13 protein-coding genes are annotated in these 20,706 nt (G+C 55.2%); 9 read left to right on the top strand and 4 right to left on the bottom strand.

Going from position 1 to position 20,706, the window contains the following annotated elements:
• Positions 1 to 5 precede the first annotated feature (5 nt).
• The 4 genes from FE783_RS16555 to FE783_RS16540 all read left to right on the top strand — a co-directional run bounded on the left by FE783_RS16555 (position 6) and on the right by FE783_RS16540 (position 7,305).
• Entirely contained in the window at positions 6 to 1,943 is a 1,938-nt protein-coding gene (locus FE783_RS16555) for an alpha/beta hydrolase family protein (protein WP_158301852.1), read from the top strand.
• 281 nt (positions 1,944 to 2,224) lie between these two features.
• Complete coding sequence (locus FE783_RS16550; protein WP_138880490.1) at positions 2,225 to 4,033, top strand: right-handed parallel beta-helix repeat-containing protein; 1,809 nt, start codon at positions 2,225 to 2,227, stop codon at positions 4,031 to 4,033.
• A 56-nt stretch (positions 4,034 to 4,089) separates the two neighbouring features.
• On the top strand, positions 4,090 to 5,379 hold the full coding sequence (locus FE783_RS16545; protein WP_138880489.1) for an ABC transporter substrate-binding protein: 1,290 nt from the start codon (positions 4,090 to 4,092) through the stop codon (positions 5,377 to 5,379).
• Between the two features lie 6 nt (positions 5,380 to 5,385).
• A complete protein-coding gene (locus FE783_RS16540) occupies positions 5,386 to 7,305 on the top strand; it encodes a DUF4838 domain-containing protein (RefSeq protein ID WP_138880488.1) in 1,920 nt (639 codons plus the stop codon).
• A gap of 121 nt (positions 7,306 to 7,426) precedes the next feature.
• Here the strand turns inward: FE783_RS16540 and FE783_RS16535 are convergent, their stop codons facing one another.
• Positions 7,427 to 8,473: a LacI family DNA-binding transcriptional regulator gene (locus FE783_RS16535; RefSeq protein ID WP_138880487.1), complete on the bottom strand. Its 1,047-nt coding sequence runs from the start codon at positions 8,471 to 8,473 to the stop codon at positions 7,427 to 7,429.
• 146 nt (positions 8,474 to 8,619) lie between these two features.
• On the opposite strand from FE783_RS16535, the gene FE783_RS16530 reads away from it, so the two are divergent.
• Complete coding sequence (locus tag FE783_RS16530) at positions 8,620 to 10,173, top strand: FAD-dependent oxidoreductase (protein WP_138880486.1); 1,554 nt, start codon at positions 8,620 to 8,622, stop codon at positions 10,171 to 10,173.
• A 48-nt stretch (positions 10,174 to 10,221) separates the two neighbouring features.
• Positions 10,222 to 11,106: a helix-turn-helix domain-containing protein gene (locus FE783_RS16525; protein WP_138880485.1), complete on the top strand. Its 885-nt coding sequence runs from the start codon at positions 10,222 to 10,224 to the stop codon at positions 11,104 to 11,106.
• Between the two features lie 59 nt (positions 11,107 to 11,165).
• Here the strand turns inward: FE783_RS16525 and FE783_RS16520 are convergent, their stop codons facing one another.
• From FE783_RS16520 to FE783_RS16510, 3 genes are read right to left on the bottom strand one after another with little or no spacing between them, the layout of a single operon-like run.
• Positions 11,166 to 13,127 (bottom strand): right-handed parallel beta-helix repeat-containing protein, encoded by a 1,962-nt coding sequence (locus tag FE783_RS16520; protein ID WP_158301851.1) that lies wholly within the window; start codon positions 13,125 to 13,127, stop codon positions 11,166 to 11,168.
• A gap of 40 nt (positions 13,128 to 13,167) precedes the next feature.
• Entirely contained in the window at positions 13,168 to 14,511 is a 1,344-nt protein-coding gene (locus FE783_RS16515) for an ABC transporter substrate-binding protein (RefSeq protein ID WP_158301850.1), read from the bottom strand.
• Between the two features lie 33 nt (positions 14,512 to 14,544).
• On the bottom strand, positions 14,545 to 16,098 hold the full coding sequence (locus tag FE783_RS16510; RefSeq protein ID WP_138880482.1) for an FAD-dependent oxidoreductase: 1,554 nt from the start codon (positions 16,096 to 16,098) through the stop codon (positions 14,545 to 14,547).
• A 155-nt stretch (positions 16,099 to 16,253) separates the two neighbouring features.
• On the opposite strand from FE783_RS16510, the gene FE783_RS16505 reads away from it, so the two are divergent.
• The 3 genes from FE783_RS16505 (at position 16,254) to FE783_RS16495 (ending at position 20,570) form a co-directional block, all read left to right on the top strand.
• The gene (locus FE783_RS16505) at positions 16,254 to 17,294 is read left to right on the top strand and encodes a LacI family DNA-binding transcriptional regulator (protein ID WP_138880481.1); all 1,041 of its coding nucleotides are present in this window, start codon (positions 16,254 to 16,256) and stop codon (positions 17,292 to 17,294) included.
• A 325-nt stretch (positions 17,295 to 17,619) separates the two neighbouring features.
• On the top strand, positions 17,620 to 19,422 hold the full coding sequence (locus FE783_RS16500) for a sensor histidine kinase (RefSeq protein ID WP_138880480.1): 1,803 nt from the start codon (positions 17,620 to 17,622) through the stop codon (positions 19,420 to 19,422).
• On the top strand, positions 19,422 to 20,570 hold the full coding sequence (locus FE783_RS16495) for a response regulator (protein ID WP_138880479.1): 1,149 nt from the start codon (positions 19,422 to 19,424) through the stop codon (positions 20,568 to 20,570). Before FE783_RS16500 ends, FE783_RS16495 begins: the two co-directional genes overlap by 1 nt.
• The last annotated feature ends 136 nt before the right edge of the window (positions 20,571 to 20,706 follow it).

The raw sequence follows: 20,706 nt of genomic DNA, 5'->3' as shown, positions 1-20,706 counted from the left end.
CCCCCATGAGCATGAAAGATTATTTGAATAAACAGGCTCGCGCCGCGTCGGCACGGGCGTTTCCGGACTTCCGCACGCCGGAATCATTCGAGAACTGGCGCAAGGACAGACAGCGAAAATTTCACGAGATGCTGGGCATTGATGTGTATTTGGCACAAGAACGAACGCCATTGCACATATCGATTACCGGATCTGTCGACTGCGGGACCCACCGGATCGACAAGCTGCATTTTCAGAGCTTGCCGGGTCTGTATGTGACGGCGAATCTGTATGTGCCAAACGACTTGAAGGAGCCCGCTCCGGCCGTGCTTTATTTATGCGGTCATCATGCAGGGCAAAAGGTCCACTATCAGACGCATGCGCGTCGTTTTGCCCAGGAGCGCTTCGTGACGCTGGTGCTGGATACGATTCAATTGGGAGAGGTGCGCGGGGTGCACCATGGAACCTACTCGCAAGGGAGGTTCGATTGGGTCAGTGCAGGCTATACGCCGGCGGCGGCCGAAGTATGGAATGCGATTCGCGGTTTGGATGTATTGTGCGGTCTGGACGAGGTCGACCCGGATCGGCTTGGCGTCACGGGACATTCCGGCGGAGGGTCGATCAGTTGGTGGCTGACGTGCGCCGATGATCGGATCAAAGCGATGGCATCGTCATCGGGCACCGGCGACTTGGCGTCCCACCTTTACGATCGAACGCTCGATTATCATTGCGACTGCAATTTTCCGAACAATCCCGACGACTGGTCGTCCGCGGAGAGCTACGCTTTAGCCGCTCCTCGTCCGGTGCTGATCGTGGCGCCCGATCGGGACCGGGTGTTTCGAATACAATCCGTACGGCATGTCTATGAAAAGCTGAAAGAATTGTACCGGAAGCTCGGGTATGAGGACAAGCTGGATCTGTGCGCCTTTCGCGCCCAGCATATGTATACACCCGAATCGCGCAAACGCATCTTGAGCTGGTTCTTGACCCATCTTGCGGGTAAGGATGCAACGCCGGAATCCGTGGAGGATGTGGACGGGATTACGCTTAAGGAAGTACAGCTCCTCGTCTACAACGGGAAGCCGCCGGCACAAAATCGCGTGACAACGGTGCAAGAGTGGTTCATTCCATCGCCGCCGCTGCCGGATATCCGCACAGCAAGTCAATTCGAAGCCGTCAAAGCGACGATATTGGCGGGTTTGCGCCAAGAATGCTTGAATACGATTCCCGCCAAGCCATCGGAAGCTCCATGGAGCATCGAGCAGGAGTATTGGGCGGGCACATCGTTCGCCCGGAAATTTTCGTTTTCCCCTGAAGCGGAATGGCGTCTTATGGGCGAGCTCCGGGGGCTGTTGAACGAAAACGGCAATCACCCGCTGGCCGTCTGTATCCGTCAGTCCCGCCACCGCAAAGAGGAGGATGCCTATGACGTGCTGAACGGGTTGAAGGAGGACTGGCTTCGCGGACGCATCGACGTGCGGGGGACCGGCGATTCGGCATGGGGAGCGGAACTGAATTGGCATATTCGCCGGGCGGCTGCACTGACGGGACGGACCGTAACGGAAATGCGCATCGGGGATATGCTGTGCGGCTTGGACATATTGCGTCGGATGCCGGAGGTTGACTCGCATCGCGTGCTGTTGGCCGGCCAAGGCGAATCCGCCATTGTAGCAATGCTTGTCGCCCTGCTGGTTGGCGGGATCGAGACTTTGGTGCTTGAGGACATCCCTTCATCATTCAGGCATACCGATGATCACGCTCAATTGGGCGAAGGCTTTGAAATCATCAATATTCTTCGCCATGCAGATATTCCGCAGCTTGCCGCATTGTTATGGCCGGCGAAAATCGTTGTCATCGGCAAGAAGTGGGATCGATTCGAGTGGACGGAACAGGTGTATGCTTCCCTGGGTCAACCCGGACAAATTTTACATTATGGCAATCGGGAAGAGTATATGCGCGATTGATCACGGCAGCCTTCAAGTACCTGCTTCTGTAATACCTGAAAAAGTCTCTTAAACCTAAAAGGGTACAGTTTCTCATGAAAAATGAGGAGACTGTACTTTTTTTAGTTAATAAACAAGGTTCAAGCAACCGTTAGTACACATCATGCGCCGCCGTTTTTTCGGGTTAAAAGACAAAAACGTCGTTCTAAAAACCAAAGAAATGAAAGGTCCGCGTAGCTATAATGGCCTTAACACCGAATAGTAACGCTTAAGCTCATGCTCATTTAAAGGAGGAGTAAGTAATGTTTGAAAACGGAAACAAAAATGATACGCAAAGCGGCAATGGGGGCAACATCTCGGTCTCCGGGCCCGAAGCCGGACCGAAGCTGAGCAGAAGAAAATTGCTGGCTTCGCTCGGAGTGGCGGGGGCTGCAGCGGTCACGGCGGAAATGCTGGGGATGGGCGGCAGCGTTTTCGGAGAAACGGGCGGGGTAACGGATGATGTATACGGCAATCGGTTGAGGAAACGTCTTCCCGGGCTGTTGAACACGAGCCTCGTTATTTCTGTCACGATAGCCGAGCTGAGACAGATGACAGTTCCCGAAACGGACGATGTGTACTATGTAAGCGACCCCGGAAAGGAGGGATGTTTCTATTACGACTCCGCGGATTCCGCATCTCCGGACAATACGGGAACGGTTCTAGTCTCGGCCGGCGGAGCCAGATTTAAGCGAATCGTCGCGGGCAACGAGGTGAACGTATCGTGGTTTGGCGCTGCGGGGAACGGGACAGCGGATGACGCTCCCGCCATTCAGGCCGCTCTCGATGCGATTCCGCCGGGCGGAGGCACTTTGATCATTCCGCCGACGGCGTCGTTCTACGCGATGGAAAGCCGAGGAATCACGATGGAAAACCGGAACCATATTGCCATCGTCTCATCCGGGGCAACGCTCAAATTCAAGAACGGAACGCCGGACATCCAGAACAGGGACATGAAGCACAGCAACATGCTTCTGAAAAACTGCCGGCATATTCGTCTGGAAGGGCTTGTCCTCCACGGCAACTTGTCCGGTCGGCAGGCGCGTTCCGGCGCGGAAAGCTTCCATTCCTGCCTGAGCATCATAAAATGCGAAGACGTTCAGATCCGCCATTGTACCTTAACGGAAGGAATGACCGACGGGATTTACGTAGGCGGGATCTACTCCGGCCCCGCCTCTACCGGTACGGTGGCGGTCAGCAAGCAGATTCTCATCGATTTTTGCATCCTTACCTTTTGCCGCAGAAACAACATCTCGATCGTGGCGGCGGATGGCGTCACCGTTTCGAATTGCCGCATCAGCGATGCCGGTAAAATTCAAGGCACGGCCCCCAGAGCCGGAGTCGATGTCGAGCCGAACAAAGGATGGTACGGCAGCTGCCAAAACATCGTGCTCCGCAACAACACGATCGAGAACAACGAGGGCACGTACGGGGTAACTTTCGGAGGAAGCGGCAACAAAAATGTGCTGGTGGACGGCAACCGGATCATCGGCAACAAAACAGGACTGAATTTCAACAATAATGCGGATGCGGAGGACAATACGAACGTATTGGTGACGAACAATACGTTTAGCCAGAATATAACGGGCATGCGGATGGTCCGCAAAAATGTGGATGCGATCCGCGGCAACCTGTTCTGCGATAATGCGAGTGTCGGACTAACCATGTTCACTTTGATTGACGGCGTATCGATCACGAACAACAAATTTATCCGCAATGCAAGCTACGGCATTAGCGGAGGATATCCTGCGGCCACCTCCGAGAACAATATTTTGTCGGTAATCATTTCGGACAATGTATTTCAGGACAACGTGTCCGAGTCTACAGCGTCTTCGGGCACTTCGGTCAGGCTGTATATGCGCGACGAAACATCGGTGGCGATATTCAACAACAATACGCAATTCAATTCGCCGGACGCCCTTTACAAAATGAAAGGAGTCTTGATCGACAAAAATTGCAACGCCCGGGCGAGCGGCAATACGTCCTGGAATTTGTACGACAACAACAAACCGCACGACCGATTCGCCGGGGCGGGCAATTATGCAGTTGGGGCAACTGTTCCGACGCCGTAAAGCTGCCGGTTGCCAAAGCACTGAAAATTAGACAAAAGGGGAGTCGATCTTCATTGATGAAAAATAGATGGATAACGGCTGGCATGGCGCTCGTCCTGTTGTCGGCATGTTCCGGCAATAATGGGAGCGCTAACAAAAACGATCCGGCTGCACCGCCAACGAACGAGCCTCCGAAGCCGGTGACGTTGAACGTATTCACCGACGCATCGGCGACGATCGACATGGAGCAGGAGCTGCTGCAGAAGAAGTTCCCTCATATTACGCTCAACATCATCAAAAACGGCAAAGATACGCGGATCGAAAACGTGGTGGCCAGCGGTCAGCAGCTCGATCTGATCAATCATTCCATGGGATCGATCTGGAAGCTGCTCGACCTTCGACTGCTGTCCGACTTGACCCCTTACATCGGCAAGTACAAATTCGATCTGAACCAGTACATCCCCGGAGTAGTGGAGTCGATGAGAAGCTATTCCGATAAAGGAGAGCTGCTGGCGCTTCCTTACGAGTTGAACAGCAGCGTCCTGTTTTACAACAAATCGATTTTCAACAAGTTCGGCGTTCCGTACCCGAAGGACGGCATGACGTGGGACGATGTGTACGAGCTGGCAAGACGGGTAACGAAGCAGGACGGCGGGGTTCAGTATAAAGGCTTCCAGTTTCAGCATCAGAACTTGACCTGGAAAAATCAGCTCGGTCTTCCGGTCGTCGACGCGCAGACGAACAAGGCGCTCGTCCAAAACGACGGATGGAAACGGTTTCTGGAAACGATGGGCCGGTTTTACAGCATCCCGGGCAACGAGCCTATCGGCGGCGATACGGATAATTTCTTGAAGACGCAAATTTTGGCGATGCGCGTAGGTCCTAACATCTTGTCCGGAATTCCGGAAGCGGTCAAAGCGGGATTGGACTGGGATGTAGCGTCAGTGCCGGTGTACGCCGGCAGCACGAGCGGCGGGTCCCAGCTTATCGCCCCGTTCTATTCCATCCCTGTCGGCGGCGCCAACAAAGACGCGGCGTTCCAGGTTATGGCGTTTCTGCTGTCGCCCGAAGTACAAATCGTGAAATCCAAGAGCGGCAAAATGCCGATCATAAACGATCCGGCCGCAATGAAGGCGTTCGCTGCAGATATGGAAGGAATCCAAGGAAAAAATATGGGCGCCTTCTTCAAGGAAACGATCGGCAAGCCGATCAAAGCGACCCGATTCGACGCTATCGCCAAGGACGAACTTTGGGGCAAAACGCTTAAAGACTACTACGAGCAAAAGAAGGACGCCAATACGGCTCTTCGAGAAGCGGAGGATGCGATCAACAAAAAAATCGCCGAGCAGGTACAAATGGGAAAGTAGCGAACGATGAACAAAATGGATTGGAAAATCGCGCTCGCGGTTTTGCTATTGACAGCAGGAGGGATCGGTTGGATGGCGGTAAACAAGTTTTCCGATAAACCGCAAGCGAATGGGTTTTATTTGGTGAAAGAAGGGAAAGCCCAAGCGGTGATCGTTCGGCCGGCGGGAACCTTCGGCCAAGAAGCGGTCAAGGAATTTCAAACCGATGTGCTTCGGGCGACCGGCGCCGCTTTGCCGATCGTCGATGCGGAAAAGCTGAAGGACGTACCGGAGGGGCACGTACGTGTGCAAATCGGCCCCGGGCCACTGATGGATGACGAAGAGGCGATCGCGGACCGGGAGTCGTATCGGATCGTTTCCGAAGGGAACCGGCTTCTGTTTGCCGGCGGCTCGGACGACGCGGTTTTATGGGCGGTCGCCTATTTTCTCGACCGGCATATGGGGGTTCGCTGGCTTTGGCCGGGCGAATTGGGCACTTACGTGCCCCGCGCCGACAGCATCGCGCTTCCGGAGCTCGACGAAACGGCCCGGCCGGGGTTGGAGATGCGTCATTTGCGTGTGCGCAAGTCGGCCCCGATGGAAGGCCATCTTTGGCTCCGGCTGCACGGAATGGGAAGTCGCACGTCATATGCGTTCGGACATGCGTTTACGAAATGGTGGGACAAATACGGCAAAGAGCACCCCGAATATTTCGCGTATCCACCCGAAGGACAGCAGCAGGTTCGGGCCGACCGGATCAAGCTGGACATCAGTAACGTTGAGGTCGACGAGGCGATTATCCGGGAATGGCGGCAGGCGGGAACGCCGGCCAACTGGAACGTGTCGCCCAACGACGGCAGCGGCTTTTGCGTCAGCGAGGGCTGTCTGGCCATGGACGTTCCGTCCGGCCAATCCGTGACGGCCATTTGGCGGGCCGAAGGCCAACTGACGGCGCGCTACGTCAAATTCTGGAACCGGTTGATCGGCAAAATGCGGGCAATCCGTCCGGACGTTACGTTGTCGACCTACGCCTACAGCTCTTACAAAGCGCCTCCTCCGCCGGGCATTACTCTGAAGGATGGTTTTGTCCTGCAAATTGTCGGCTTCTACGACGATTACAAGCAGTGGCAAGGCTGGTTCGACGCTGGAGCGAAGCTGTTTTTGCGGCCGAATTGGTGGCATTCCGGAGCGATCGCGCCGAACCTGCCGTTGCATGCGCAAGGCGAGTTTTTCAAATTCGCGGAGAGTCACGGGATGCTCGGGTTCGATTTCGATACGATGTTCGGCTATTGGGGAACGCAGGGACCGAACTATTACTTGATCGCGCGGCTTTCGGCGCGCCCGGATTTATCCGTTGACGAAGTGATCGCGGAATATGCATCCGCCTTCGGCAAAGCGGCGCCTGCGATCCGTGATTATCTCGACTACTGGGAGCGGTTTTCCGAGGAGGCGGGCTTCAACATCCAGCTGTACCCGAACGGCCGTTACGAGGCGTTGGCCACCCGATACGACCTGCCCCGTTCGACGCTGAACGGAGGGTGGTACATTTTGCCTTACTTGATGACGGACGACGTGCTCGGTGAAGCGGAGGCGATTTTGGACCGGGCGGAGGGACTTGCCGCCGGAGACGGGGAAGCGGGCGCACGAGTCGCGTTTCTGCGTGACGGGCTTCGGCATGTCGCTTTGACTCGCGAAACGGTCCGGTACGGGTATGAGAAGAGCCGGCCGCAGGGCGCGACGAAGGATGACTTTATCCGGCTGCGCGAGCGACTGGAGGCGTTCAGAAAGGAGCTATCCGCGCGTCATGTCATCTGGCTCGGCACATTAAACGAGTTTGAGGAGCTGAGAGGGATTCCGACACATGAAAGCCGTACGACCGGCTGGGACGTACAAGGCCCGGGCGGTCCCGGCGGCAAGGAAATGGACGAGCAAGTGCTCGGCATGTAGCGGCGTCAGGGAGCCCCCGTTAACTACAGAAATTGGCTTCGCATAATTCAATCAAAAAGAGATTGCAATCCGGCAGAAACCGGATGCAATCTCTTTTTTCTTACCGGCGCTAGATCACGATCTACGCCCGCAACGGCCTTACCGTATCCCCTTCGAAGAACGTCCCCTGCAGCATCAAATGCTCGTAGGGGAGGCTCGGGTTGGCGAGCCGCCACAGCATCCGCTCCGCAGCGCGAACACCGGTTTCGTATATGGGCAGCAAAGGACGCGTCAGCTGCGGTACGAACTCGTTCGGCTCGTGCTGCAAGCTAATCAGGGAATAATCGTCGGGAATCCGTTTGCCCGACGCACTGCAGGCATGGTAGATCCAAGCGAGATTTTGGTGGATGGCATTCAGGATCGCCGTAGCTCCCAGCGACGACAGCTTGTTTTTTACTTGCGTGATCAAGACTTCCTGATCCGGAATTCCATGCGTGATGTGGCCGTCCGGAGCCGCATCCAGCCCCGCTTCCTTCATCGATTCCACGAACGACTGCCAGCGCAGCCGAAACCCGCGGTGACCGGAAATGTTGCCCATGTACAAAATGTTCCGGTGTCCGCTCGCTACCAGATGACGCACGGACTGGCGAATGGCGGTGCCGACGTCCCAGATGACACTGTCCGCCTCGCAGGCGGCGGACGGGAAGTTGAGCAGCATGCGCGGCAGCGGGAGCTTCAGCAGTAAATCCTCGACGGTCGGATCGATCATCGGCGGAATGAAGACGCCGTCTGCGTACATCAGGTTGTTCTGCTCCGCCCAAGCTTCGAACGTTTCCGCCCTCGATCCGGAAGCGGGGACCATCACCATGTCGATCGTATGGCCGTATTCGGACAGCTTCTCCTGCACCCCCCCGACCAAAATCTGATTCAGCCTGGAAAAGCCGGAGACGCCGGTAAAGACGAGCTTGAATTTGCGTTGGCGGTTCGGGAAAAGCGGAATATGCTCAACGGCGAGACTGTGCTCTTGATCTTTGGTCCGGTACCCGAATTTCCTCGCGGTCGAGAGCACTTCGTGCCGGGTTTGCTCGGACATGCCCGGCATGCCGCGCAGCGCCTTCGACACCGTATGGACGGACAAGCCGAGCTCCGCGGCGAGGCTTTGCAAAGTGACCGATTTTTTTCTGGGCATAAAGCGCCTCCGATTATGGAAAGATGCAAGTTACATTCATACTATTTTAGATGAAACAAAAATGCAACTAAAATAATAACCAAAACGAAAGTATACTGAATGTATATCGAACCTACATTACATACAAGCAAAGGGGAAATACGTTCATGATCGACTTTCATACCGTCAAGTATTACAAACCGACTCCGGTCGCCGCCAAGCCGCAAACGGTCCGTGCGGATGTGTGCATTTACGGGGCATCCTCCGCGGGAATTGCCGCGGCCGTGCAAGCTTCGCGCATGGGGCTCAAAGCCGTCATCGCGGAATTCGGCTCGCACATCGGCGGCTTGACAACCGGCGGGCTGGGGGCGACGGATATCGGCAACAAAGGGGCGATCGGCGGCATTTCCCGCGAGTTTTACCGCGCTCTCGGGACCCGCTATGGGGTGAACGAAAACGGCGGCACGCACTGGCTGTTCGAGCCGAAGGTCGCTTCCCAAATATACAAGGAATGGTTGGAACAGGCGGAGGTGGACGTATATCCCGAACGTCATTTACAACGGGTCGATGCCGCTGGCGGGCGGATTAAGCGGATCGTGATGGAGAACGGCGACGCGTTCGAAGCGGGGATGTTTATCGACGCCACATACGAAGGCGATCTGATGGCGCTCGCGGGCGTCTCGTACCACGTCGGCAGAGAAGCGAACGATGTATACAGGGAGACGCTGAATGGCGTTCACTTCGGCCACCCGAACCATAATTTCAAAACATGGATCGACCCGTATGTCGTGCCCGGCAAGCCGGACAGCGGACTGCTGCGCGGTGTGACCGATGCCGAGCCGATGTCGCAAGGGCAGGGCGACTCCTGCGTGCAGGCTTACAATTTCCGGATATGCCTGACGGACGATCCGGACAACAGGCTGCCGTTTCCCCGGCCTCCGCACTACGATCCGGACGACTACGCTTTGCTCGCCCGGTACATCCAATCCGGGGTATGGGACGCGCTCAAGCTGCACAAAGTGATGAAGCCGACGCGCAAGACGGATTTGAACAACTTCGGCGCCGTTTCCACCGATTTTATCGGACGCAATTACGAATGGCCCGACGGCGATTATGCGACCCGGGAACGGTTGTTCCAGGAGCATTACAACTACAATTTGGGGATGCTTTATTTTTTGTGCCATGACGAGAGGGTCCCGCTCTCCATTCGCAATGAAGTGGCGGCATGGGGCCTTCCCGCCGACGAATACGTGCTAACTGGAAATTGGACGCCGCAGCTCTACGTGCGGGAAGCGCGGCGGATGATATCCGACGTCGTCATGACCGAGCGGCACTGCCGAAGCTACGAGAAAACCGCGGATTCTGTCGGTCTGGCCGCCTACACGATGGATTCCCACAATTGTCGAAGGCTTGTCGTGGGTGGGCGCTGCATCAACGAAGGCAATGTGGAAACCGCGTTGGTCGCGCCGTTTCCGATTTCATACCGATCGATCGTGCCGAGGGGAGACGAATGCGTCAACTTGTGCGTTCCCGTCTGCTTGTCCGCTTCACATATCGCCTTCGGCTCGATCCGGATGGAACCGGTGTTCATGATATTGGGACAGTCGGCGGCGACCGCGGCCGCTTTGGCGCTCGAAGCGCAATGCGCCCTTCAAGATGTCGATTACGGGAAGCTTCGCGAACGGCTGTTGCAGGACGGGCAAATTTTGGATTGGAGCTAAAGTCGGCAGGTCGCTTAAACCGATGAACAAGGAAAGGGGAACGCAGAAATGGAATTGGCGATGAAGAAGATGGATCGCGTGATTGAAATCGACAACATTGTAACATTCCATTACCGGGAGCTTCCGAAGCAATTTTCAACCATTGGGCAGTCGTATCCTTACTGGGAGATGGTGTACGTCGACAAAGGAGAATTCGCCGCGGTTTCGGACACGGGATCTGTGCAGCTGAAGCAGGGAGATACCGTGTTTTACCCGCCCGGGGAACGGCATGGCGGCACGGCTCACGTTCGCATCCCGCCCAATCTGCTGATTGTCGGGTTCGAATGTGCGTCGGAGGCGATGAACGATCTGCTGCGGACCCCGTTCCGTCTCGGCGATGCCGAACGCCGCTTGCTGACCGATATCGTCCGGGAAGGCTTGTATCATCTCGAGCCCGTTGTTCCGCTCCGCCGGCAGGAGTCCGCCGTCCGGCAATCCCGATCGTCAATCGGGCAGGAGCAGCTGGTGAGAAATCAGCTGGAAATTTTGTTCATCCGTCTGCTGCGCAAAAACGCACCGACGGAAGCGGGCGGCAAGCTTTCCTCCGTACAAAAGGAGCACCAGGAAACCGATATCGCGCAAAAAATCGTCGATTACATCGAGCGAACGGACATTTCCGAGCTTTGTCTCGACCGCATCTGCCGCACGTTCGCGCTTAGCCGGACGCATCTCGGCGCCATCTTCAAACGTTCTACCGGCTGCAGCGTCATGGAATACGTCCGCAAGCTGAAAATCGCCAAAGCAAAAGCGCTTATCCGCGAAGAAACGTACAATTATTCGGAAATCGCCGAGCTGCTCGGCTATTGCAGCATCCATTACTTCTCGAAGGACTTCAAGAAGTGGACAGGAACCGCCCCGTCGGAATACGCGAAATCCGTCATAGCGCGCATATGAATCGAAACAAGACAAGCGGTGCAGGGGGTATCCTGTACCGCTTGTTGGTTAAGTCGTTGCTAAACCTGACTGTCCGTCAGCCAATCGCCGACAACGGATGCGATCTCCCACTTGTAATCGTCGCGCCCCATCAGCGTAACGGAACTTCCTGGCGCGGCGCAGGCGATGACCGATTTCGCACCGGCCGGTGTCACAATGTCACCCGGCGAGTGTGCTTGCAGAGCAAGGCGATGCGCAGCATCCACGATGAAAGTAAATGCCATCCCGGGTTTTGGAACCGGCAAAGACATAACGGCTGCTGAGGTAGCAGGCTTGTTGGTGATTTTGGAACCGATCCGGTCATAGGCAATGGCAGTGGACGCGGCGACAGTGTAAATCAATTGCGGTTGATTGACAGCTGAAATATGTTCTGCGGCTGAATCGATCAAATACGTATTTTGATTGCCGCCGATCGTAGTACAGTTGAAATAACGCACATTGCTAATTTTTTGCGCGGTCCGCTTTTTTAAGGCGAATCCATGCTTTACTAGTGGCGCAGGGCGTGTATCGATCGACTGGCAGTCGATATATTCCGCATTGCCGATAACTGTTCGCACCCTCGAATCCGCATTCGTGATCACAAACGACGAGCTGAATCCATACTTGCTGTCCGGCGTTTCGGTCACTTGGCAGTTGATCGCCCGGCAACGGATATAGGAACGACGAATGCTGTCGGCCGAGTTGGCAATATCCCAGAATCCCGATGAAAGGGCTTCTTCGGCAGTACAGTCGATCATTCGGATCTCGCCCTGCGGCGCATTAACGCCTTCGCCCGCGTTATTGACTACAAAGCCGTAAAGGTTGCCGCGCGTCGTGCAGCCCTCGAATGTCACATCAATGAGCGGGGACTGCCGGGTCGGCTTGAGCAGCGCAGTCAGGAAACCGGAGCCGGCGTTGCCTTGCGCCAAACAGTTCACAAAACGGATGTTGCGCAGCGGTTGGCTTTGCCCGTTCGGCTCCAGATCGACACCGGCTTCCGGGGCGGTCCCTTTCGTATTTGTGAAACGGCAGTTTTCCACGAGCAGGCCGTCCACTGAAATGACGGACAAGCCTTGTCGCCGGTTGTTGTCCGCGGAGCAGTTGCGCAGCACGATGTTTTTGCAGGAAGCGAACCCGCTGACCACATCATACGCGCCGACATAGAAGCCATCGCCGCCGCTGTCGTTGCAGTTCAGGTTTTCGATGACGACGTTGCGCGATCCGCTGACATCGATGCAGTGAGCCTGCTCGCCGCTCGTATAGGCGGCTTTGTTCATGCGCAGTGTTGCGCCATTGCCCCGGATATGGACATTCTCGACCATTTTGAGGCGCAGCAGACGTTCGTAGGGGGCTACGCGGCTTAACGTGTCCACCGCCTGCACAATGGTGCCCGGTTCGAATTCAATCGTCGTGTTGCCGGGTACGAACAATTGGCCGCTCAAATAATACGGACCGCGCTGCTTCGGAATGTACAATGTTTTCCCTTGTGCCGCTTGCAGTGCAGCTTGGAGCGCGGCCGTATCCGCGGTAACGCCGTCCGACTTGGTGCCGAACCAGGATGCAACAATGACATCGACGATATCGCGCTTGAATCGTTTGCCGTTCGAGGAGACGAGTACGGTCCCCGTGTTGTCCGCGGCCGTTGTATCCGCCGGGTCGTACCGGAAGAAGCCCTCTTGCCCCGGATTGGTTACATAATAGGCGATTGCCGCATCCGGCTCCGTTAATGCCCGAAGCTCTTCAACCGTCACGGCGAGGCAGAAGTGCAACGCATCGAGATAAAGCAAGTCTTTCCAATGTCCCTTTCCGTTGTCGGAGCTGTAGACTTGAGCGAATACCGACGAGGCATCATTTCCTTTCCACAGCATGGTCGACGTTGCAGCGATACCGGTTGCACCGAATGCGGCGAGCAGCTTGCGTCGGCTAATCGGACGAGGCGAGGGAGCGGGAGCAAGTTCTTGTTGACTCGTCGAAGGATCGTTTGGCTGGATACGGTTGGTCATAGCAAATTCCTCCTTCTGGGGCTTGACTTTTGACAAGGTATCAGTTTCCTTTTTCGCAAATTTCCTTGTTTGCGGCCTCCTCCGCCTCACGGATGGCGGTGTTGACATCGATTTCTCCATTGATTGCTCGTGTCAGCGCGGTGTTCACATGCGGCAAGACAAAGGCGGCATTTTTATGCGGCGGAACCGGTGCGGCGAATTGACTTTTGAAGACGGCTTTGATGTTTTTGCCCTGCAGCGATTTCATGTTGCGACCGTACATCTCTTTGATCGACTGATCGTTAAGTGCGGTGAATCGGCCATGGTCAGTAATCAATTTCTGAACGCCGGGCGAGCCAAGCAATTCGATCACCTTGAACGCTTCTTCCTTGTGCTTGCCAAGCGACGACATCAAAAGGAAGTGACCGGACGACGCGACGGTCGTATTCGGCTTTTCCTTGAAGCTCGGGAACTGGGTCAGATCCCAGTTGAAGTCCTGCGGAGTACCGTACAATTTCTCCAACGCGGCAATCCGCGCATCGTAGCTGATCGCCATCGCGACGCTTTGATCTTTCAGAAATCCGTTGTTCAATGTCGCCGACGCGGAAGCGTTTTTGTTTCCCGGAATGTCGTTGAACGCTTTGTATAGATCGAACAGTCTTTTCCAGCTATCCTGAGCGGCCAAGCTGGCTTTGCCTGTTTTCGGATCAATGAGAGGCAGGCTCAATTGCGTAGACACATCACCGATTCCTTGTACAAACGCGCCTTTGTACTCGATGCCGTCCATCACGCGGGAAAGCTTCTTGGCCGTCTCGAGCGCATCGTCCCATGTCATGCCTTCTTTCGGATAGGGCACGCCAAACTTATCGAATATGTCTTTGTTGTAAAACGTTGCGGTAAAATTGAGTGAAAACGGAAGCCCGTACAATTTCCCGTCGCCGGAATACACTTGAGCCGTTTGGAGAGCGGCGGGATCGTATTGTTTCAGATCGACTTTGTTTCTCGCGATAAACGGATTCAAATCTTCGACTGTCTTCAATTCACGGTGATTCGTAATGCGCGGGTATGTACTGAAAATCAAGTCTGGGAATTCGCCGGAGGCGATGTAGTTTTGCACGCCTTCGTCGGCTTTGCCGTTAGTTGCCAGTTCCATCGTGATGTGCGGGTACTTCGCTTTCACAGGTGCGGCAATCAGATTGGCGAATTCATCCTTCGTTAGGGTTGCGCCATCCTGGAGCATAACCAAAGTGACCGGCTGTGCGGGCTTGTCGCCCGACGGCTGCTGCTGCGCGCCTGCTCCTTCATTGCCCGGAGACGCCCGATTTCCGGCATCACCCCCGCATGCGGTTGCGGACAATGCGATTAGCGTTGCCGTCATCAGCACTCCAAAACGTTTTCTTCCCATGGCTGCAATCCTCCTCATTCTTGCTCATCCATTTTAATATGCCAGAACTTGATCGGATTCCAGCAGCTTGGTCCGCAGCTGCCGGTAATCCACCTCCTGTACGGCACAGCCCGCTTCCAGCGCAAGTGCGGCCGCCGTCGCCGCCGACTGGCCCAAAATCATGAAGACCGGCTCCATCCGGATTGAACCGAAGGCGATATGGGAGGCGGACAAACAGACGGGCACGAGCAGGTTGACGCATTCCTCTCCTCTCGGCACGATGGCCCGGTACGAGATCGGATACGGCGATCCGGGAGGCACCTCCACATTGCCCTCGTTGACGCACCTTCCGTCAATGACGAGCCTGCGGCAGTTGTGGGAATCCATCCTGTAAGCCGCCAAGCCGACCGGATCGTCGACAACTGCGTACCCGCGGCAGTGATGCTCGGTCATGACGACCTCGGACACCATCCGGCGAGCTTCCCGGACGTACAATTGCGGCGTCCAAAGACCGCTGTCCGCATATTCGTCCGCAGGAAGCCCCCACTCGCCGACTTCGCGACGGATCGGTTCGGGAACCCGTTCGTCATGGCTGAGGAAATACAGCATGCCCAAATTGTAGTGGAGGTGTTCGCGGAACAGGCGCTTCCGGGTTAGCGTATCGCCTTCCGGCCAGTTGTCGCTGCCTCCGATGTAATCGGTGGAGACGGCGCCATAATTGTTCAGATCGGTTTTCCCATTCGGCATCTTGCAGTGAAGTCTCATGGCGTCCCATACGCCTGCGCGGATATACCTGGCCAGCAGCGTAAACGTCTCCGGGTCGTAGCCCGGCGGCTCGGGAAACGGAATCCGGTTGCCGGGCATATTCGTCAGGCAGATGCGAAAGTTGTACGCCTGCACGCTCTTGTCGCCCTGCCCCTGGTGCAGCACCGGAGCGTCCGTCACCCCCGGAAGCAGCCCGCTGTCCGGCTTTCCCGGGATCACGTAAGGATCGACCCACGCCTTGAAATTGTGGTTCGGGTGTCCGTAGTGTACGCCGTTCAGCGTCTCCCGGTATACCGAATTCGCTTCCCGCCCGACATGGTAGGAAACTCCCGCTTGCGCCATCAGATCCCCTTCGTACGTGGCGTCGATGAACGCGGAGGCGCTAAACCGGCTGCCGTCCCGCATGACCAAGCACAAAAGCTTTCCTTCCCGCATTTCCGCTTTCTCGAGACTTTGGTTGAAATAGACGGGTACTTGCGCCGTTTGAAGCCAGTCCTCGAAAATTCGTTTTGCTACGCCCGGTTCGAACTTCCATGCTGTCCCGTCCGGCTCCGTGCTGCCATAATGCTTGCCGACCGCTTGATAAAATTCGCGGGCAATCCCCCCAATCGCGGCTTTGTTGCCGATGTCCGTTTCGCCCAGTCCGCCAGCCGTCAATCCGCCGAGATGGCGGCCGAAATCGGCGATTACGACATTTAGGCCCATTCTCCGGGCTTGGACGGCCGCGGCAATTCCGGCCGAAGTTGCCCCGTATACGCACAAATCCGCGTGAATTGTCTGCGGACCCGTCGCCGCGGCCGTTTCGGCGCCGTACTCCATTTTGTCGAAAACGATGCTTTGCATGGCTCTCTGCTCCTTTGCCTTCTATGTATCGATGGCTGTATCCGGTTACAAGATTGATTTTAAGTAGAAATGTAAGTTTAACTCTAGTTGAAAAATACTATAACTTTTATTAAAATGATGCTGCATGATGGAAGAAAACGAATCGGGTGAAGCACATGCGCAAAAAGAAGTCGGTCACATTGAAAGACTTGTCCGTGAAGTCGGGCTTGTCGGTCCAAACGGTAAGCAAGGCACTCCGCGGCTTGACCGGCATGTCCGAGGAGTCCCGCCATCAAATTCAGACGCTTGCGGAGGAGCTCGGATACCGGACGAAGGATCAGGAGCGGGCTCATGCGGTCGAGCGGATACCGCTGCATCCCCGCAAGCCTCTCCGATTCAAGATGGTCGTTTCCGACAAACACGAAACGTTCGACATGAATCAGCTCATATTGAGCGGGCTGCAGCAGAAGCTGTCGGAATACGGCCATTCCATCGAGCTGTTAACGATTCCGTATCGTCTGGAACATGACGCAGTACTTAGGAATTGGGCCAATGTACACCAATTGGAATATTGTGACGGCGTGTTTATTACGCCGATGATCGGCAGGGAACAGGAAGCGCATCTGCTCGGCTACGCGATTCCCCGCCTGCTGATCAATTTCCCGGGGCCGGCAGCGGAGGCGGACAGCGTCGCATGGGACGTCGGGACGGCGATTCACAAATCGGTGAGGCAACTGCTGTCCAAAGGACATACCCGGATCATGTACGTCGGGGAAATCGACATTCACAGAGGATTTGTCCTGCGCTGGCAATCGTTTACGGCGGCGATGAAGGAGGGGGGGATTCCGGTTGATTCCGATACCCATCTGACCGACTCTTGCGGGAGCAGGGAAAACTGGACGGCAGAGCTGATCCGGAAAATGCGGCGGTACGAGCCTACGGCGATCCTGTGCGCGTTGAGTTACAACCTTGCCTGGACATACCATGCCTGCGCATTGCTCGGCAAGCGCATTCCCGACGATATTTCGCTGATCAGTCTGCAGCATGCGGAGAACGCCTTCGTTCCCGATCTGTCCCGACCGCTGCTCATGATTCGGGAAGCCGGCATTCGCGCCGCCGAGCGGATGCTGTGGCGCGTGGCGAATCCGAACATGCCTTACGAGCACATATTGCTGCAAGGGAGCTTTTGTGAAGGTTCGACGGTCAAGGTGATTTAAAGGATGGACTGTAAGAGCGGAGACCCCGGGGGCGAACCTCCGGGGGATTTCATTTGCGCTTCAGATTCGCGTCAGTGTGTACGCAGATGTTACAAGGAGAGACGCACCGACAATAAATTACATTAGAAGGCTGCCGAGATCGGCGGCCTTTTTCCGCGAAAATCTTTCATTATTCTTTCATTGGCGGATTCTATAATGAAACTGGCATTATGATTTGTATGGAACTACCGCAGGTGAGGATGATATCCTATTCTGGGGTATCTTTACGCCGAACCGACCCGTAAAAAGGCTTCGGCAGCCACCTGATTGTAGGGAGACATTGGTTGTGGACACTAGACAATGGATGGCGGTAACGCTTTTTCTCGCAACGGCGCTGATGATGTTCGTCTCCTATTTGTCTTACCGCAAGCGCCATCTTCCCGTTGCCAAAACGATGATTCTGACGATGCTCGCAGCGGCTTTTTATGCGTTCGGCTCCGCATTGGAGGCGATCAGTCGGAATTTGGAAGATGTGAAGCTGTCGTTGCAAATCGAATATTTCGGCATTCCTTTCGTCACTACGCTCTGGTTATTTCAAGTGATCCAATTTACCGGGACCGCGGCCCGCTTACGCAAACGTCTTGCCGTCATATTATTCACCGTCCCTGTAACGGTTTTTTTCCTCCATCTGACCAACGATTGGCATCATCTGATCTATGAACGCTATATCCCGAATCCCGACGGCACGATCCCATTGTATACGACGATCAAGGGACCTTGGTATAAAGTGCATACGATCTATAACTATTCCGTCTTGCTGTGCGGAATATTGTTGTTTATTCCCATGTACTGGCGGGCTTTGCCGATCGTGCGCAGGCAAATTGCCGTTCTCCTTACGGGTGCGGCCGCTCCTGCGCTATTCAATTCGTTTTTTTGGTTCGGCTGGCAAGTCGATTTAACGCCGTTCGGATTTGCCGTATCGGGTGTCGTCTATGTTTGGGGGATACTCCGGTTTCATTTGCTGCGCCTGACGCCGCTCGCGCAGGCCCAAGTATTCGAGACGATCCGTGATGGGGTCATCCTGTTCGATTACGAGCATCAAATCGTCAGTTTCAACCGAGCGGCCGAACAAGTGCTTCCCGAACTGGGTCAAACGAAACAGTATCCCGCCGATATGGACGTGATTTTGTCGGCCAGTCCGTTACTGCTTAAACGCATTCGCGAGAGTGATAGTGACGAGCGGTTTCCGTTCCAAACCCTTCGGGATAGCCGGATGAAATACTATTCTTGCAGTTTGTCGCTTGTCTACGATTCGGGCAAGAACAGGATCGGTAAAATCCTCATGTTCAACGATATTACCGAGCTGAAGGAGAACGAAGCCCGATTGCGCGAGAGCGCCCGGCAGCTTTCCGAGCTCAATGCGTTCAAAGATAAGTTGTTCACCGTCGTGGCGCACGACATTCGCGATCCGATCGCACTCCTTGTCAGTTTGACCGAGCTGCTGGGCGACGAACTGACCGCCGCAGACGACGAGCATGCCGATTTGGTGAGGGAACTTAAAGGTCAAGTGCAAAGCACGTTTCATCTGGTCGATAACTTGCTGGACTGGTATCGCAGCCAGAAAGGGAAAGTCGTGTTCCGACCGTCGGCCTGGAATTTGCGGCAGGTGGTTCAGCAGGCGCTGCTGCTTGCCGGTACGAAGGCGGAGATGAAGAAGATTATCATGACGGAGCGAATCGATGAGAAACTTTCGGTTAGAGCGGATAAAGAGATGCTGGATCTCATCCTGCGAAACCTGCTATCGAATGCGATCAAGTTTACCGGGATTGGCGGAGCCATCGAGATCGAGGCCGAACCAAGAGGAGATTGGATTGTCGTTTCCGTTCGCGACAATGGAGCGGGAATCGACGTTTCGACGGCGGAACTGCTTCGAATGGAGGAAAGGTTTATAAAGGGAACCGCCTCCGGCGACGATACGGGGGAGACGAGGTTCGGATTGGCGTTAACGCGCGAATTCGTTCGGATTCATGGCGGAAGCCTTTGGTTCGAAAGCGAGCCGGGCAGAGGGACGATCTTTTCGTTCACGCTGCCCGGTACGGCCGGAGAGCGGAACCCGATAGAAATTGACGGCAGGGAGGGGGAAGGTTGATGAAAGTGATTTTGGTGGACGATGAACCGACGATGCACTTGATTTTGCGCAAAATGCTTGTTAAGCTGCCTGAGATTCAAGTGGCGGGCGCTTTCACGGATACGAAATCCGCCGCCTCCTTCCTGCAAGAAAACGCCGATATCGGCTTGGCATTCGTTGACATCTCCATGCCCGGAGAGAGCGGGATGGAATTCGCCGGCCATTTGGATGCTTTGAGCTCCCCGGTGCAGGTCATCTTCGTGACCTCCCATAAGGAATATGCATTGGAAGCTTATGAACTGTCCGTACTGGATTACTTGGTTAAGCCCATCTCCCAGGAGCGGCTACAACGGGCGGTGAATCGCGCACTTGCGAACCGGCGGATGCTGCATCCGTCACCGCTGTCGACTACAGCTGACGCGAATTCGAACAGAGCTGTCGTAACGATGCTCGGCGACGTTTCCGTAAGCAATGCTGAGGGCCGGATTAAGTGGATCTCGCGAAAATGCGCGGAGCTATTCGCATATTTGTTGCTTTACCGGGGCAAACGAATTCCCCGTACCCGCTTGGTTGCGGATATTTTCGGAGGGATGCAGCAAGCCGGTGCGGAGAGCTACTTGAACACGACGGTTTATCAATTGCGCAAATCTTTGGAACCGCTCGGTTTGCGTGAAGCCGTACGGTCGGAGAACGATGGGTATGCGCTTGAATTGAAAGACCCTCTGATCGATTACAAGGAATTCGAAATGCAGGCGGAGAAGCTGCTGCCGATCCATAAGGAGGATATAGAAAGCGCGATTCGGATCGAACGGCTTTATACTGGCGACTTGTTCGGGGACAAAGCGTATGTGTGGGCCATCCACGAAACGGAGCACTATGCGGAATTGTATGCTTCATTTGTGAAGCGGCTTGCGGAAGCGATGACTTCGATTGGCGATACGACCTCGGCATCGAAGCAGCTGCTCAAGTTGAAAGAACGGAACCCGCTCGACGAATCGGTAATTCGCCAGCTTCTACCGATACACGAAATGACCGGTGACAAAAAAGGATTGACGGCATTATACACCGATTATGTGCGACTCCTAAGCCGGGAGCTTGGCATTCGCCCGTCCGAGGAATTGATCCGTTTGTATGATTTGCTGATCAGCAAATTTTCCGAGAAAAAATAAGGACGTTTCCCCGATAAACCGCGACTCGCGATGCTGCGCGGTTTATCCGCTTGAATCGCATCATTCTTTCATAATTCTTTCATCCGGCCTCGCTAAACTGAAGGTATGCCAGTGGAAGGGAAAGGTTTCTGGCGAA

Origin of the sequence: Paenibacillus mesophilus (assembly GCF_005938385.1) — a bacterium.
GTDB lineage: Bacteria > Bacillota > Bacilli > Paenibacillales > NBRC-103111 > Paenibacillus_AB > Paenibacillus_AB mesophilus.
Note: the sequence above shows the minus strand (reverse complement) of the source record. Positions and strands in the feature narration are given on the sequence as shown.